Raw genomic sequence first — 15,316 nt, forward strand, 5'->3', positions numbered from 1 at the left:
CGGGACACCCGCGGCCACCGCCGGCGGCATCCGGGCAGCGTATTTCACACAGCGTCAATAAGAGGTACATTCGCGACCATGGACTACGACGTCTTGGTGATCGGCTCAGGCTTCGGCGGCAGCGTGGCCGCCCTCCGGCTCACGGAGAAGGGCTACAGGGTGGGCGTCCTCGAGGCGGGCCGCCGGTTCGCCGACGACGAGTTCGCCAAGAACTCGTGGCACCTGAGGCAGTTCCTCTGGGCGCCGGCGCTGGGGTGCTACGGGATCCAGCGGGTGCGCTTGCTGCGCAACGTCCTGTGCCTGACAGGCGCGGGCGTCGGCGGCGGCTCGCTGGTGTACGCGAACACCCTCTACCGACCCCTGGACCCGTTCTACGCCGACCCCGCCTGGTCGCACATCGCCGACTGGAAGTCCGAACTGGCGCCGTACTACGACCAGGCGGAACGCATGCTCGGCGTCGTCCGGTACCACGGCCGCTCCCCCGCGGACGACGTCATCCGGTCCGTCGCGGACGACATGGGCGTCGGCGACACGTTCCGTCCCACCCGGGTGGGCGTGTACTTCGGGCCGGGCGGCGCGGAGGCGCCGACGCCGGGCCGGACGGATGCGGACCCCTTCTTCGGCGGGGCGGGGCCGGAGCGGACGGGCTGCGTCGAATGCGGCGAGTGCATGACCGGCTGCCGGCACGGCGCCAAGAACACCCTGGTCAAGAACTACCTCTACCTCGCGGAGCGCGCGGGTGCCGTGGTGCACCCGCTCACCACGGCCGACGTCGTGCGGCCGCTGCCCGACGCGCGCGGCGGCGGCTACGAGATCCGCGCACACCGCACCGGCAGGAGGTGGGCCGGCCGGCGCACGTTCACGGCCCGGCAGGTGGTGTTCGCGGCCGGCACGCTCGGCACGCAGCGCCTGCTGCACGCGATGAAGGACGCCGGAACGCTGCCGGGGCTGTCGGGCCGGCTCGGCCACCTCACCCGCACCAACTCCGAGGCGCTGCTCGGCGCGATGACGCACAAGGTGGGCTCGACGGACTACTCGCGCGGGCTCGCGATCACGTCGTCGTTCTACCCGAATGAGAGCACCCACATCGAGCCGGTGAGGTACGGCCACGGCTCCAACGTCATGGCGGCGCTCCAGCACATCCTCGTCGACGGCGGGCCGCGCCGGTTCCTGCGCTGGTTCGGCGAGATGCGCAAGAACCTCAGGTGGCTGCCGGTGCTGATGGACTGGCGCCGCTGGTCCGAGCGGACGGTCATCGCCCTGGTCATGCAGGCGCACGACAACTCGCTGACGACGCTGACGAGGCGTTCGCCGTTCGGCCGGTACATGACGTCCCGGCAGGGCACCGGGGCGCCCAACCCGAGCTGGATCCCCGAGGGCCACGAGGCGGTACGCCGCATGGCCGACACGATGGGCGACGACGGCGTCGAGGGGATCGCCGGGGGCACCATCGGCGACCCCTTCAACATCCCGCTGACCGCGCACATCCTCGGGGGCTGTGCCATCGGGTCCGACGCCGGGAACGGCGTCGTCGACCCCTACCTGCGGATGTACGGGCACGAGGGCCTGCACGTGATGGACGGCTCCGCCGTGACCGCGAACCTCGGGGTGAACCCGTCGCTGACCATCACGGCGCAGGCCGAGCGGGCGTGCGCGCTGTGGCCCAACGCCGGCGAGCAGGACGCCCGGCCCGCGCTCGGGTCGGCCTACCGGCGGGTCGGGGCCGTACGCCCCGTGGCACCGGTCGTGCCCGAGGCGGCCCCGGCGGCGCTCCGCCTGCCCATCGTGGGGATCAGCTAGTTCTCACCCGTCTCGGGAACAGAGCGACGGCCGGGACCCCACGTGGGGGTCCCGGCCGTCGTCCGTCGGCGGAGGGCGAGGGATTCGAACCCCCGGTGCGTTGCCGCACAACGGTTTTCAAGACCGTCACATTAGGCCGCTCTGTCAGCCCTCCTCGCGCCCGACGCCCCTGCGCGGCACGACGACGCGGCCACACAGTCTAGCGTCCGGCGGAACAGCGACGGCGGGCCGCCCTCAGGGTGGCCCGCCGTCCGCGAGATGCTGGAGAGCGGCTCAGCCCTGCGCCTGCGCGCCGGAGCGAAGCTGGCGCATCGCGAGCTGGACCAGCGCGATCAGCGTCTGCTTGGTCGCCGCACGCGAGCGTGCGTCGGTGTAGAGCATCGGCACGTGCGAGGGGATCTGCAGTGCCTCGCGCACGTCCTCGAGCCGGTGCTTGGCCACGCCGTCGAAGCAGTTGACGCCCACGACGAACGGGATGTTGCGCGACTCGAAGTAGTCGATCGCCGGGAAGCACTGCTCCAAGCGGTCCGTGTCGACCAGCACGACGGCACCGATCGCACCGCGCACCAGGTCGTCCCACATGAAGAGGAAGCGGTCCTGGCCCGGGGTACCGAACAGGTACAGCCACAGGTTGCCCGGCAGCTCCACGCGGCCGAAGTCCATGGCCACCGTGGTGGTGGTCTTGCGGTCGGTGACGCCACCGGCGTCGTCCACGCCGACCGAGTGCTCCGTCATGGCAGCCTCGGTGTTGAGCGGCTCGACGTCGGAGATCGAGCCGATGAACGTCGTCTTGCCCACCGCGAAGCCACCGGCCACGACGATCTTGACGACGGTCGGCGCGGTGCGCTCGCCCGCGGGCTGCGCGCCCGGGGCGGACTGCGCCCCGGCGTTGCTCGCAGGAGCCTGCTGCATCACCGGCGGCGCGGGCTGAGCCTGCGCCGGACGGGACGCCTGGGCGGTGGGCGACGAGGCACCGCCGCCACCACCCAGCACACTCTGGCGCGCGGGCGCGTTCGAGGAAGCGGTCGCAGTGCCGGCGTTACCCGACACCGGGGCCCAGTTGGGACCGCTGCGGGCCCCGCCGTCAGAGGGCGGAAATGCCATTCAGAACACTCTCCAAGACGCTCAGCGACAGGCCCGAGTTCGAGCTGCCGTGGCCTGTGTGGACGTTAACCGGTGTCGAGGTGTGCACGGTGACGTGCCCTTCCTCCTGCATGTCCGCCACAAGAATCCGGACGACACCCAGGGGCAGCCGCAGAAGGGCCGAGAGCTCGGCGATCGACACGTACGTGTGCGCGGCGTGCTGGAGGATCGCGCGCTTCTCCGGAGGCAGCCCGAAACTGCTGACTGCCCCGGGAAGAACCTCCACGAGGGCCTCGAGCGGCAGGTCGGACAGCTCCGACCGCACCCGGCCTCCGGTGACCGCGTAGGGGCGCACGGTGGACGTCTCACGGACGTCCCCCTGCCCCTGGGAACCGAAAGGTGCGTACGTCATGGTCGAGTCCTCATCCCACGCTGGCGGCTCGGGTCTGCCCATCGACCGGGAGGCTGCCCCGCATCTCCGAGATCAGCTGCGGCGTGAGGGTGGCCTCCGTGCGGGACACCAGGAGGGCCATCTCGTAGCCGATGAGGCCGATGTCGCACGTGGCCTCCGCGACGACGCCGAGAACGGACCCGTTCGAGACGTTCATCAGGAAGAGGAAGCCGTTGTCCATCTCGATGATCGCCTGACGGACGTTACCGCCGTTGAGCTGCCGGGAAGCTCCACGCGTGAGGCTTGACATACCGGAGACGATCGCCGCCAGCTGGTCGCCGCTCGTGCGGTCGAGCTGGTCGGACATCGCCATGAGCAGGCCGTCTGCCGACACGACGAGCGTGTGCCGACTGCCGGGAACGGTACGCACGAAGTTGTCGAGCAGCCAACCGAAATTGGTTGCTTCGGTGCTGAGGGTCACTCTGTTCCTCCTAGTCAGAATCCACAGACGCGCTTGTCACCGCGACTGCGGCGCTGAGTCAGGGACATGATTCACGGTCGAGGGTGCCCACGTCGAGTCCCCACCGCCGTTCTTGCCGTTCTCGTGCTCCGAATTGCCCTCGTCCACGGACTCCGACCGGCCACGCGCGGTGGCCGACTGGAACGCCGAGAGACGCGAGCGAAGCTGCTCGGGATCACGGTCGATGCGAGCCGAGAGACGCTCGACGGCCGGGTCCGCACCGGTGCCGGAGGCACCACGGGTACGGCGGGTCAGCCCACCATTGGCAACCTCGGTACTGACGGCTGCCGGACGGTACGAGTCGTTCTCTTTCACATCGTCTTCCTGATAAGCCCCCCGACGGAGAAGGCTCGTCATCTCCTCGTAGAGCACTGCCGAGGCGGTCCATTCCGACCGTGCCTCCACCGAGTCACGCACGTACTCGGGGTCTAGTGGGTCCTTCCCGTCGCCGTCGGTCCCGGCGGCTCGCTTGGCGAGCGGGGCCGGCGAGGCGTACGACGGGTCGTACACGGCACCCGTCGGGTACGGCTCGCTGAACTCGCGGACGGGCGGCTCGAAGGCCTGCTGCACGTCCGCCACGGGCACGGCCTGGGTGGCCGGTGCCGAGGCGAACGAGGTGGGTACGCGCTCACGGGCCGGAGCCGGGGCGGGAGCCGCCGGAGCCGGTGCCGCGGCCGCACGGGGCGCCGCGTCCACGAACGGGTTGCTGGCGGGAGCGGGGGCCGGTGCCGACACCTGTGCGACGGGCACGGGGACCGTGCCGCCCGCGGGGGCGTTCGGGACCGCCGGCACCGCCGACGTCAGCGACTCCTGGATCGCCTTCTGGTAGCCCTCCTGGTAACCCCGCTCGTACGTGGGGTCCGCGGCGGGCGCGGCAGGTGCCTGGGCCGGGAAGGCGCCCGTCAGCGGGGCGGGGCTGCCCTGGGGCGGACCGCTCGGTGCCTGGAAGTTCTGCACCGGCAGGTTCTGCGTCGGGAGGCTCTGCGCCTGGAAGGGCTGGGCCTGGAAGGGCTGGGCGGGGAAGCCCTGCGTCTCGACGTTCGGCGCGGGGACGATCGGGGCGCCGAAGGTCGGCGGACCGGCCACAGGGCTCGCGACGGTCTGGATCGGACGCGAGGCCGGACGCTGCTCCTGCGGCTGGTACGCCCGGAGCTCACCGGTGGCCGGCTGGCCCGGGCGGCGGCCGAACAGGCCCCGCTTCTGGACCGGCTTGCCGCTCGGCTGGGCGCCCGAGCCGGTCGAACGGCGGCTCGGAAGGTCCGCCATGAGCTCCTCGAACGCGGGCAGCGCCTCGAACGACGAGTCGGGGCCCTCCGGGGGCTCCGAGCCGAAGCCCTGGCTCTGCGCGCTGTCATCCTGGTAGCCACCGAACTGCTCCGGCTGCGTACCGAAGCTCTGCGCCGGGGCCGGGGCAGCGGGCGGCCTGCCGCCACCTGCCGCCGGGAACCGCATCACGTCGGTGTCGGACATGCCGGGGAGTGCGGCCGGGTCCTGGGTGATCGGGTCGAGCTGCAGCGACTGCGTGCTGCCCTCGACGGGGTCGATCGTGTTCAGGGAGCGGAAGCTCGAGAACAGCGCGCTGCGCTGGTCCACGTCGACCGCGGCCGGCGTGGTGTCCTCGAACACCGGGGCCACCGGCTCGGGCGGCTGCGGTGCGCGCTGACGGCTCGGGAGCGAGCTGCCCTCGGACACGTTCGACGGCGGGGCCCAGGCGTTGTCGTCACCCTGGTACTCCTGCGGGAGCGACGGCGTCTGGATCTCCGGCAGCACGATCGAGCCGGTCGGCGTCGTCTCGGCCACCGGCTGCGCGGCGGTCGAGCTGCGACGCCGGGCCAGGCCGAGCGCCGTCGTGCCGTCCGTGAGCGAGTTGAGGTCGACCGGCTGGGCGACGGGCGCCGGCTGCGCCGCGAAGGCGGCAGCGGCGATCTGCGACGTGCCGGTCGGGACCGGCAGGCCACCCTGCTGCGGCACGGACGTCGTGGCCGGCGAGGCCGCCGTCACGGCCGGTGCGCCGAAGCCGCTGGTGGGTGCACCCGCGCTCCGCATCGCACCGGTGCCCGGGCCGGTGGCCACGCCGCCGTTGAACTGCGAGGCGGCCGCCTGCGTGTTGGCCTCCAGCGGGTCCGTCGGCATCGGCAGCGGCATCGCGTTGTCCGGCATGAACAGCACGGCCGGGAAGCGGACCGTCACCTCGGTGCCGGTGCCACCCTCGCCCGGGCCGAACGCCACCTGGGCGCCGAGGCGGTCCGACAGGCGGCCGACCACGTAGAGGCCGAGGCGCTGGGCGCCGACGGCGTCGGACGCGGCGTGGCTGGCGACCTTGCGGTTCGCCTCCGCGACCTCCTCGGGGTTCATCCCGAGACCGTGGTCGCGGACGACGACGGTGATGAACTGCTCGTCGCGGGCCGTGGTGACCTCGACCGGCGTGTGGGGCTCGGAGAACATCGTCGCGTTCTCGAGGAGCTCGGCCAGCAGGTGCGCGGCGTTCAGCGCGTTGTGGCCCAGCATCATCGGGTCGACGACGAGGTTCAGGCGGACCCGGTCGTACAGCTCGATCTCGGACGACGCGGTACGGATGACGTCGGAGACCGGCATCGGCTGACGCACGCGACGACCGGAGTCGATGCCCGCGAGGACGAGCAGGGACTCGGCGTTACGGCGCATCCGGGTCGCGAGGTGGTCGAGGCGGAACAGGTTCGACAGCGTCGACGGGTCCTCCTCGGACCGCTCGAGGTCGTCGAGGAACGCGAGCTGCCGGTTCAGGAGCACCTGGTCGCGGCGGGCCACGTTGACGAACATCTCGGCGATCGAGCCACGGAGGGCCGCCTGTTCTCGGGCGACGTCGATCGTGGTTCTGTTGACGTCGTTGAACGCTGCGGCCAGCTGGCCGATCTCGTCCGACGACTCGACGCTGATCGGGTCGAGGTCGATGCTCGGGCCCTGGCCCGGCACGGACACCTGCTCCACCAGCGTGGGGAGGCGGTCACGGACCACGCCGGCGGCCTGGGTGAGGCGGCGCAGCGGGGAGACGAGACGGCGGGCGATGACGAGCGCGGTGATGATCGAGAAGCCGAGGGCCGCGATCGCGACGCCACCGGTGAGGTAGGCGCGGTTCGCCGCGATGTCGGCCTGCTCCTGCGCGTACCCGGAGGAGTCCATGCGGACCGCGTCGCGGACGATGCGCCCCTCCTCGACCCAGGCGGCGGACTCGTCCGTGAACACCTCGGCCTGGGCCGGCTGGATGGAGTTCAGGTCGCCTCGCGCCACGTAGCCGCGGACGGTGCCGTAGACGCCGTCCATGCCCGGCACCTGGTACTCGCCGGGGATGCGGTCGAAGAGGTCCTGCGTGGCGTCCCACTCGCGGTCGGCCAGGTTCACCAGGTCGGCGGAGCGCAGCGCCATCGTGCGGGCGGCGTCGGGGTCCGGGTGGGTCGCCGCGATGCGGAGCGTCATGGCGACGACCGGACGCTCGTAGGTGTTGGTGAGCATCAGCTCGTCCATCTGGAAGTACGCCTCGAGGCGGGTACCCAGCTCGCGGTCCTCCGAGGTGTCGGCGATCGCGTCCATCACCTCGAGCGCGCCGTCGATGTACGTGCCGTAGGCCTCGGTGGCCACCTGCTCGGTGAGCCGGCCGGCGGCGACCTTCTTCTGCACCTCGGTGATGGCGGCGCGGTCCTCGATCGTCTGCGCGACGGCGTCCTTGACGCGCTGGTCGAGCATCGAGATGTCGATGTCCAGGAGCGCCTCGTCGCGCTGGTCGAGGGCGGTGATCGTCTGCGCCTGGGCCGCCGGGGCGGCCCACACGGGGTTGCCGTCGTCGTCCATGACCGGCTTGCCCGCTTCGTCCAGCTCAGGCGTGCCCTGGAGCAGGGCCCGGCGCGCAGCGGTGCCGTAGTCGCCGTCGTCGATCATCGCGACGATGTTGAGCGACCGCTCCTGCGCGAAGGTCGTTCCTGCCGCGTCCTGGTACTCGAGCGCGGCGACGAGATCGCTCGTCTGCTGAGCGCGCATCGCGTCGACCACGGAGAGGCCGATGATGTATGCCGCCGCGATGACCAGGACGATGGCAGGCGTGACCAGTGTCGCAAGAACTTTCCCGCGCACTCCCAACCTGCGGAACATGCGTACCTCTCTCCATCACTGATCCGGAAGGGGTGGCGTGCGTGGTGCCCGCCGAACACCCTCGGTGCTGCGTACAAGTTACCGGCACCCTGTTTCCGGTGGCGACCCTCGTGAGGCCACACGGAAGTAGGCTTCATCGATGTGCGAGCCGTCACGATATCCGGACCGGGCCCTTCAGGGAAACTCTCTATTTCATCCCTGAATCACCCGAATGCTGGCCAAAGCGACGTGGTGATCACTGTCGCTGCCGCCGGAGTGAACCGTGCTGACCTGCTCCAACGGGCCGGATACTACCCCCCTCCGGCGAATGCCCCGGACTGGCCAGGTCTTGAGATATCAGGAACTGTGAAACGTGTCGGACACGGCGTGTCGCGCTGGCGCGCCGGTGACCGCGTCGTCGCGCTGCTCGAGGGCGGCGGCTACGCGGAGGAGGTGGCGGTCCGCGAGACCCAGGTGATGCCCGTGCCCGACGGCATGGACCTGGTCGACGCGGCGGCCCTTCCCGAGGCCGCGTGCACGGTCTGGAACAACCTCGTGGACGTCGGCCGGTTGCGTCCCGGCGAGTGGGTCCTGGTGCACGGCGGGTCCGGCGGCATCGGCAGCATCGCGATCCAGGTCGCCAAGGCGCTGGGCGCACACGTCGCCACCACGGCGGGCGGCCCGGAGCGCGCCGCGCGGTGCGCCGGGCTCGGCGCGGACCTCGTCGTCGACCACCGGCGGCAGGACTTCGTCGAGGAGGTCCGGGACGCGACCGGGGGCAACGGGGCCGACGTCGTGCTCGACCTGCTCGGCGGGGGCGCCCTGGGCGACAACGTCCGTGTCCTGGCCCGTGGCGGGCGCCTGGTCGTCATCGGGATGCAGCAGGGCCGGCGCGGCGAGCTGGACCTCAGCGCGCTCCTCTCCCGGCTCGGCACGATCTCCGGGACGATGCTCCGGTCGCGCCCTCCCGAGGAGAAGGCGCGCATCGTCGCCGACACCGAACAACACCTCTGGCCACTGTTCGCCTCAGGTGAAGTTCACCCGGTGATCCACTCCCGAATCCCGTTCTCGGAAGCACAGTCGGCACACGACCTGCTCGAGTCGGGAGAGGTCTTCGGCAAAGTGCTCCTGGTCCCCTGATCAACCCGTGCCTATATATAGGCATGGCCGACAATTTCGTTCCCCATCCAAGAATGCAATGCCGGTGACCGGGGATTCGGGCAAGACTGGACCCATGAACGACGAGCGAGCCAACCCCCAGTCCGCCGACCGGCCCGACGACCGCCACGACCAGGGGCCGTCCGTGCACCCCCAGGTGGTGACGCCCGACGGCGCCGCCGTACCCCCGGAGCACGAGCCCGAGAGCGCCGACGAGCGCGAGGCCGACGAGGCCGAGTCCGTCGTGGGCCAGGTCGAGGAGCCCGCCAAGGTCATGCGCATCGGCGGCATGATCAAGCGGCTGCTCGACGAGGTGCGGGACGCCCCGCTCGACGAGGCCGCCCGGTCCCGCCTCGCCGAGATCCACGAGCGCTCGATCCACGAGCTCGAGGACGGCCTCTCCCCTGACCTGGTCGACGAGCTGCACCGCATCACGCTGCCGTTCACGGACGACTCGGCGCCGTCCGACGCCGAGCTCCGCGTGGCGCAGGCCCAGCTCGTGGGCTGGCTGGAAGGGCTGTTCCACGGCATCCAGACGGCGCTCGTGGCGCAGCAGATGGCGGCCCAGGCGCAGCTCTCGCAGATGCGACGCGCCCTGCCGCCCGGAACCGGCGCATTCGGCCCGGCCGGCCCCGGTGGACCAACGCTGCCCGGCGGCTCGGAGGAGGAGCAGGGCGAGCGCCGGACCCCCGGCCAGTACCTCTGACCAGGCCGTCGCTCTCCGGGTCGCTCTCCGGATCCGGGCCCCGGACTCGGACCGGAGAGCGACAAAACGGGTAAAGCGCCGGGCTTCTACAGGTCGGCGGGGTCTACCAGAAAGCCGTCCTCGTCGGCGACCTCGCCTCCGGCGGCGTCGTGGAGCGCGCTCGCGAGCCGGGCCACCAGCTCGGCGGCGCGCTTGCGCGCGATCCGCAGCTCCATGTTGGGGACCTCCCGCTGCGACTCCACGAGGTCCTGCGGCTCCCAGTGCACCCAGTAGCAGACCGCTCCCTGCTCGGCCCAGGGCAGGCCGCGCAGCAGCCGCGGCAGCTTCTCCTCGCCGCTGATCTCGACCGAGACGATGCCGTCGACGCCGAGCTCCACGACCAGGCCGTAGCCGTCCAGCACCCGCGGGCCGGTGAGCGCCTTGATGTCGTGCTCGTCCGCGGCCGCGTGGATCTTCTTGCGCAGCTCGGGGTCCATCTTCTCGCCCCGGTACAGCGGCTTGTCCGCGATGCCCTCGGGCGGCCCGCCCCACTCCTTGCCGTCCATGTGCAGCCGGGCGCGCGGGTGCACCTTCTGCAGGATGCTGTGCGCGGCCTGCGGGTCGAGCCAGACGTCGGAGTACACGGTCATGTCGATGGCCGCCCCGGCGTCCGGGGTGAGCACGACGCCGGCGCCCGGCCGCGTCGCCGGGTCCGCCGCGGTCTCCCACAGCCCGCCGACGTCGAGACGGAGGGAACCGCCCAGGCGCCGCGCGACGGCGACGAGCCACTCGACCAGGCGGCGCTCCTCGCGCTCGGGCATGCCCGCCGCGAACGCCCGCCCGATGCCGTCGCGGTCACCCGCGGGGAACGGCGGCTCGCCGCGCTCCCGGTGGCAGACGATGTCGAAGGCCATCTCCGCGCCCGGCGGGACGCCGAGGTCGAAGCCGTCGCCCGCGGGCTGGTACGGCCCGTTCATCACCGCGTGCCGCGAGACCCGCAGCACGCCCGGCTCGCGGCCCTGGGCGCGGCGGCCCTGCGGGGCGCCCGCCACGTTGCCCGGGAGGATGCCGGCGGGGACCACGTCCCAGCGGGTCGCGGAGAACCGGGAGAGCGCGAGGACCTCGATCTCGTCCAGCTCCACGTCACCGGGCACGGTCAGCACGTGCCGTGCCTGGTGCGCCTGCGCAACCGTGCGCGGCAGGAGCGGAAGCTGGGGAGTGGCCATCGGGGTCCCTTCTCGGTCCGGGTGCCCGGTCCTCGCCGGGCACCCGGAGCCTACCTGCGGCTGGACCCCCGCCCGTGTCGCCGTCGGCTCCCGGGCGACCCCGTGGTCACAGCGTCGTCACACCGTCGTGCGGTGGAAGTTCTTCGAGGAGCGGGACGCCGTCGGGCCGCGCTGGCCCTGGTACCGGGACCCGTACAGGTCCGACCCGTACGGGTGCTCGGACGCCGACGAGAGCCGGAAGAAGCAGAGCTGGCCGATCTTCATCCCGGGCCACAGCTTGATCGGCAGCGTCGCGACGTTGCTCAGCTCCAGCGTCACGTGGCCGCTGAAACCCGGGTCGATGAAGCCGGCCGTCGAGTGCGTGAGCAGGCCGAGGCGGCCCAGGGAGGACTTGCCCTCGAGACGGGCCGCGACGTCGTCGGGCAGCGTGACCGACTCGAAGGTGCTGCCGAGCACGAACTCGCCCGGGTGCAGGACGAACGCCTCGCCGTTGTCGGCCTCCACGAGACGGGTCAGCTCCGGCTGGTCCGTCGCGGGGTCGATGAAGGGGTACTTGTGGTTGTCGAACAGCCGGAAGAACTTGTCGAGGCGCACGTCGATGCTCGACGGCTGCAGCATCGACGGGTCGTACGGGTCGAGGACGACCCGGTCGGCCTCGAGCTCGGCACGGATATCGCGGTCGGAGAGGAGCACCCGGATACGGTACTTGCCGCCGTGGGCGGGCGCCGCCCCGCTCGGGGACGGCGCCGCCCTCGCCGGACGGCGCCGCGCCGTCAGCGGACGGAGGTCACCACTGCAGCGGACGGTGCTTCGCGTCCACCGACCAGTAGCCCTTGCGCATCACGAGGTACAGGATGCCCTCGATCGCGCCCCAGATCGCCGGCACGAACCACGCCTGCCCCAGGGACACCGCCGTGAGGAGCAGCATGATCCAGCCCAGGCCCTTGTAGCCCAGGTAGAACCGGTGCGCGCCCACCACGCCCAGCAGGATGCCGAGCAGGCCCGCGGTGATGCGGGACTTGCGGCCCGGGACGTGCGCCGTCGGCGGGGTGGGCCGGTCGTAGTCGTACTGCTGCTGGTAGTTGGCCGGGCCCGCCTTCGGCGTGGCGCCGGGCTTCTGCAGGGCGCGGGTCTCGCGCTCGGACTGCGGGGGCTGCGGCGGCCGCGGAGGAAGGGGCTTCGTCTCCTTGTAGATCGGCTCGGTCGGCTTCTCGCTGGGATGCTCGCTCACTGCTGCTCCGGCTGCTCGGCGACACTCGCACGGATCTGGTTCGGGCATCCGGGCGAGTTTGGGTATGATCGGGTCGCGCGCCAGGTTCAGGGGCGCTGTTGCGGAACCCTAGCGGGATTCCGGAACAGCAGATACCCGGTCAGAACCGGACGATGCGGGTGTAGTTCAATGGTAGAACTTCAGCTTCCCAAGCTGATAGCGCGGGTTCGATTCCCGTCACCCGCTCCACAGGCTCCGCCCCAGGTCAGAGGATGTTTCTCGACCTGGGGCGGAGTCGTTTCCTGCCCCTCAATGAGGCGTCCGTGCCATTGACGTGCCACTACATGGCGTTACGCGGCTCCGATCGGGGCCTCACCACCCTCGCCCGTCTCGACTGTCGAGACGTCCGGCTTGGGCGTCAGAGCCGTCCGCATCGCTGCCCCGAGGTGGTCCGCAATCCTCCGGTCAGCCTCCTTGTTCACGTGCAGGTAGATCATCGCTGCCGCCATCGACTCATGGCCCATGCGCGCCATCAGATCCTTGACCGTCGCGCCCGACGAGGCCGCCAGCATGTTGCCAGTGTGCCGCAGGTCGTGGAAGTGCAGACCCTTGTGACCGGCTGCCTCCACCCGCTGCTTCCAGCCGGTGAGCTTCTGAAAGCCCCCGCGCCGGATCGGCCGGCCGTAGGGTGTTGTGAACAGCAGCGCCTCACTCTCCTCGCCCTTGACGTACGTGGCGATGTGCTCGACCAGCAGAGCAATGAACTCACGCGGTACGGCGACGGTTCGGGGGCCAGCAGCGGACTTCTTGACCGGCCCCGTCACGAGGCCCTGGCCGGTGACCTCCAGGAACTGGCGCTCTACTCGGATCGTCCCGGCGCTCACGTCGATGTCTCGTCGCTGGAGTGCCGTCACCTCACCAAACCGCAGCGAGGCCATAGCCGCCGTGAGCACCAACATCTGGTAGCGCGGAGCGAAGCGGTCACGCAGAGCGAGCACCTGGTCAAGCGTGAGGTGAGGGCGCTCCCCAGCGTGCTCCTGATCCGCGCCCGGGATGCGGCACGGGTTCTTCCTCAGCAGCTCGTCTTCCCGAACAGCGGTCCAGAACACCGCGCGCAGAAGTCGGTATGCCTTTGCGACCATGCCCGAACTCACGCCGTCGCTCGCGAGCTGGACTCGCCACCGACGAATCATCGGCGTCGTCACCTTCCCGATGGTCACGTCGCCCAGGTACGGAACGACGTGCTTGGCCAGAGTCCACCGGTAGAGCTGGAGTGTCCGGGGCCGCAGGTTGGGGCGCTCCTCAATCCACCGCTCTGCGTAGTCACGCACCGTGATTGCCACCTGCTCAGGGTCGATCCACTCACCCCGCACCATCTCCGCCTCAGCGAGGGTGAGATAGCGCTCTGCATCGCGCTTGCGCTCCCATGTCTCCGGTGCCGGGCGGAGCCGTCCGTCAGGCCCGGGGTAACGGGCCTGATAACGGCCAGAGGGCAGCTTCCGCACGGTGCCCCAGCGTCGGCGGTCGGTCTTGTTCGCCATGTTCAGCTCACCTCTCGCAGGTCGCGCCAGACACCAGACGCCGTGATCGGCACGACGCGTGACGCCTCGATGTACTCGTTCAGGTCTTCCAGGGAGAACCGCACGCGGGTACCAAACCGGCGAAATGCGATCCGCCGCTCGGCTACGAGACGGCGTACATGCCGCGCGCTCAGAGCCAGGTAGTCGGCCGCCTCGTCCGTGGTCATTAGCCCGTTCATCGCCACTCCTTGCTTGCAGCAGTTAGGGGACCCAGCCGTCCCAGCCGTCCCACGGGTGTGTTCTGGCTGGTCAGGATGGGTTTTTGGGTGGGACGGCTTGGGGTTTCCAAGCCGTCCCAGAGCCGTCCCAGCCCAAAGTGGGACGGCTCTGGGACGGCTTGTTTTTCTAAGACGTCCCACCGAAAAGTGGGCTCTGACCTGCGGTTTCGATGGTGTGGGACGGCTGGGACGGCTGGGACGGCTCACCCCCTGCCGAGGCGCCGTCGTCGTCGGTGCAGTAGCGATCCCAGGCATCGGTGAAGTCGGCCCGGCTGTACGCCTTGGCCTGCCCCGTCGGCAGGCGGAGATTCTTCGACGCGATGTCGAACTCGCGCAGCAGGGCACCCAGCCGCATTGGCGTTAGTCCGTTCGGCCCGTACGTCGCCCACGGAGACTCCTCCATGGCCTTGAGCCGCTCCAGCAGCACCGCCGAGGGCAGGGCGTCCGCGTCACCGAACGCGGTACGGCAGTCGCCCAGCAGGCGGGTCTGCGCGGACGCCTGAACGTTCGCGTCTCGCTCCCCCGTGAGCACGACAGCAGCCTGCCGGGCAGCCTCGGGCCAGGCACCCCCGGCGAGGTCCGCCACGGCGATGAGCGGTTCCCACAGGTCCGCCGCGCGGTCCTCGACGGGCATCGACGGGGTGGCCAGGCCGAGGTCTCGCAGGTTGGCCCGTACCCAGCCGTTGAGGCGTGCACGCAGCTTGTCCAGGGGCTCACCGTCACGCCGCTTGCGGTACGGGGCGACCTTCTCCCCCGGTGCCCGCCGACGCATACGGATGACCACGGCGCGGTCCTCGATGGTGTCGGGCATCGCACCGATGCCAGCGAGGGCGGCCATGGCGAACGTGCCCAGCTCCTCGACCTTGTTGTGCCCGGCGTTGTACCGCAGCGCGGGGTTGTCCCGCTCGAACCCCGCGTTGAGCAGACCACGCAAGTCCTCGTCGCCGGACGCCTTGGCACCAAAGATCGTGTCGGCCTCGTCCAGCAGCAGCGTGGGCGGGTCAGACGCCCGGTCACCGATCGAGCGGTACACGGCCGAGGGCGAGGCGTTCACGGACTTCAGGGGAGCGTGCGACAGGCCATCCACGATCTGCAACAGACGGGACTTGCCGCAGCGCTTCTCCGGGGCCCGGATGACCAGGCGGGTCGCGAACGTCCATGCCGGGGCGGCGTGGGTGGCAGCGATCCAGAGGGACACGCCCACGGCGGCGTGCTCGTCGGGGAGGATCACGTACCGGGCCAGGGTCTCGCGGATCTGGTCCAGCAGATCCGACCCGCTCTCGTGCGCGGCACCGTGAGGAAACTCGGGCTGTACGTGGCTCGTGGTGGTGGTCATTGGTGTCC

General features: G+C 70.8%; 13 protein-coding genes and 2 tRNA genes. 4 read left to right on the forward strand and 11 right to left on the reverse strand.

Annotated features, from left to right (window positions below; translation table 11 throughout):
• Positions 1-78: 78 nt before the first annotated feature.
• Entirely contained in the window at positions 79-1,800 is a 1,722-nt protein-coding gene (locus tag FHX71_RS22915; protein WP_182619696.1) for a GMC oxidoreductase, read from the forward strand.
• Between the two features lie 69 nt (positions 1,801-1,869).
• Here FHX71_RS22915 and FHX71_RS22920 read toward each other — a convergent pair.
• The 5 genes from FHX71_RS22920 to FHX71_RS22940 all read right to left on the reverse strand — a co-directional run bounded on the left by FHX71_RS22920 (position 1,870) and on the right by FHX71_RS22940 (position 7,916).
• A tRNA-Ser gene (locus tag FHX71_RS22920) sits at positions 1,870-1,954 on the reverse strand.
• Positions 1,955-2,073: 119 nt separating this feature from the next.
• Positions 2,074-2,712 carry a GTP-binding protein gene (locus tag FHX71_RS22925; protein ID WP_246403516.1) on the reverse strand — a complete coding sequence of 213 codons (639 nt, stop codon included), beginning with the start codon at positions 2,710-2,712 and terminating at the stop codon, positions 2,074-2,076.
• Positions 2,713-2,884: 172 nt separating this feature from the next.
• Complete coding sequence (locus FHX71_RS22930; RefSeq protein ID WP_020017526.1) at positions 2,885-3,295, reverse strand: DUF742 domain-containing protein; 411 nt, start codon at positions 3,293-3,295, stop codon at positions 2,885-2,887.
• A gap of 10 nt (positions 3,296-3,305) precedes the next feature.
• Positions 3,306-3,755 carry a roadblock/LC7 domain-containing protein gene (locus FHX71_RS22935; protein ID WP_020017525.1) on the reverse strand — a complete coding sequence of 150 codons (450 nt, stop codon included), beginning with the start codon at positions 3,753-3,755 and terminating at the stop codon, positions 3,306-3,308.
• 36 nt (positions 3,756-3,791) lie between these two features.
• On the reverse strand, positions 3,792-7,916 hold the full coding sequence (locus FHX71_RS22940) for a HAMP domain-containing sensor histidine kinase (RefSeq protein WP_182619698.1): 4,125 nt from the start codon (positions 7,914-7,916) through the stop codon (positions 3,792-3,794).
• A gap of 141 nt (positions 7,917-8,057) precedes the next feature.
• Between FHX71_RS22940 and FHX71_RS22945 the strand changes: the two genes are divergently transcribed.
• Together FHX71_RS22945 and FHX71_RS22950 are read left to right on the forward strand one after the other, a co-directional pair.
• Positions 8,058-9,035 (forward strand): NAD(P)H-quinone oxidoreductase, encoded by a 978-nt coding sequence (locus FHX71_RS22945; protein WP_182619699.1) that lies wholly within the window; start codon positions 8,058-8,060, stop codon positions 9,033-9,035.
• A 94-nt stretch (positions 9,036-9,129) separates the two neighbouring features.
• Positions 9,130-9,759 carry a bacterial proteasome activator family protein gene (locus tag FHX71_RS22950; protein ID WP_182619700.1) on the forward strand — a complete coding sequence of 210 codons (630 nt, stop codon included), beginning with the start codon at positions 9,130-9,132 and terminating at the stop codon, positions 9,757-9,759.
• A gap of 86 nt (positions 9,760-9,845) precedes the next feature.
• Here the strand turns inward: FHX71_RS22950 and FHX71_RS22955 are convergent, their stop codons facing one another.
• The 3 genes from FHX71_RS22955 to FHX71_RS22965 form a co-directional block, all read right to left on the reverse strand.
• Complete coding sequence (locus tag FHX71_RS22955; protein WP_182619701.1) at positions 9,846-10,964, reverse strand: hypothetical protein; 1,119 nt, start codon at positions 10,962-10,964, stop codon at positions 9,846-9,848.
• A gap of 117 nt (positions 10,965-11,081) precedes the next feature.
• Positions 11,082-11,657, reverse strand: a complete 576-nt coding sequence (dcd, locus tag FHX71_RS22960) for a dCTP deaminase (protein WP_182619702.1) — start codon at positions 11,655-11,657, stop codon at positions 11,082-11,084.
• 94 nt (positions 11,658-11,751) lie between these two features.
• Positions 11,752-12,195 (reverse strand): TM2 domain-containing protein, encoded by a 444-nt coding sequence (locus FHX71_RS22965; protein WP_312877182.1) that lies wholly within the window; start codon positions 12,193-12,195, stop codon positions 11,752-11,754.
• Between the two features lie 154 nt (positions 12,196-12,349).
• On the opposite strand from FHX71_RS22965, the gene FHX71_RS22970 reads away from it, so the two are divergent.
• A tRNA-Gly gene (locus FHX71_RS22970) sits at positions 12,350-12,423 on the forward strand.
• 101 nt (positions 12,424-12,524) lie between these two features.
• Here the strand turns inward: FHX71_RS22970 and FHX71_RS22975 are convergent.
• The 3 genes from FHX71_RS22975 to FHX71_RS22985 all read right to left on the reverse strand — a co-directional run bounded on the left by FHX71_RS22975 (position 12,525) and on the right by FHX71_RS22985 (position 15,308).
• Positions 12,525-13,715 carry a tyrosine-type recombinase/integrase gene (locus tag FHX71_RS22975; protein ID WP_182619704.1) on the reverse strand — a complete coding sequence of 397 codons (1,191 nt, stop codon included), beginning with the start codon at positions 13,713-13,715 and terminating at the stop codon, positions 12,525-12,527.
• Positions 13,716-13,717: 2 nt separating this feature from the next.
• Positions 13,718-13,933, reverse strand: a complete 216-nt coding sequence (locus tag FHX71_RS22980) for an excisionase family DNA-binding protein (protein WP_182619705.1) — start codon at positions 13,931-13,933, stop codon at positions 13,718-13,720.
• 166 nt (positions 13,934-14,099) lie between these two features.
• Positions 14,100-15,308 (reverse strand): DUF3631 domain-containing protein, encoded by a 1,209-nt coding sequence (locus tag FHX71_RS22985; RefSeq protein WP_182619706.1) that lies wholly within the window; start codon positions 15,306-15,308, stop codon positions 14,100-14,102.
• Positions 15,309-15,316 lie beyond the last annotated feature (8 nt).

Origin of the sequence: Promicromonospora sukumoe (assembly GCF_014137995.1) — a bacterium.
Taxonomy (GTDB): Bacteria; Actinomycetota; Actinomycetes; order Actinomycetales; family Cellulomonadaceae; genus Promicromonospora; species Promicromonospora sukumoe.

Bases quoted from the DNA above. Each gene is read 5' to 3' on its own strand.
- FHX71_RS22975 (WP_182619704.1), bottom strand. From the start codon at position 13,715: ATGGCGAACAAGACCGACCGCCGACGCTGGGGCACCGTGCGGAAGCTG.
- FHX71_RS22925 (WP_246403516.1), bottom strand. From the start codon at position 2,712: ATGCAGCAGGCTCCTGCGAGCAACGCCGGGGCGCAGTCCGCCCCGGGC.
- FHX71_RS22985 (WP_182619706.1), bottom strand. From the start codon at position 15,308: ATGACCACCACCACGAGCCACGTACAGCCCGAGTTTCCTCACGGTGCC.
- FHX71_RS22930 (WP_020017526.1), bottom strand. From the start codon at position 3,295: ATGACGTACGCACCTTTCGGTTCCCAGGGGCAGGGGGACGTCCGTGAG.
- FHX71_RS22915 (WP_182619696.1), top strand. From the start codon at position 79: ATGGACTACGACGTCTTGGTGATCGGCTCAGGCTTCGGCGGCAGCGTG.
- FHX71_RS22980 (WP_182619705.1), bottom strand. From the start codon at position 13,933: ATGAACGGGCTAATGACCACGGACGAGGCGGCCGACTACCTGGCTCTG.
- FHX71_RS22955 (WP_182619701.1), bottom strand. From the start codon at position 10,964: ATGGCCACTCCCCAGCTTCCGCTCCTGCCGCGCACGGTTGCGCAGGCG.
- FHX71_RS22940 (WP_182619698.1), bottom strand. From the start codon at position 7,916: ATGTTCCGCAGGTTGGGAGTGCGCGGGAAAGTTCTTGCGACACTGGTC.
- FHX71_RS22950 (WP_182619700.1), top strand. From the start codon at position 9,130: ATGAACGACGAGCGAGCCAACCCCCAGTCCGCCGACCGGCCCGACGAC.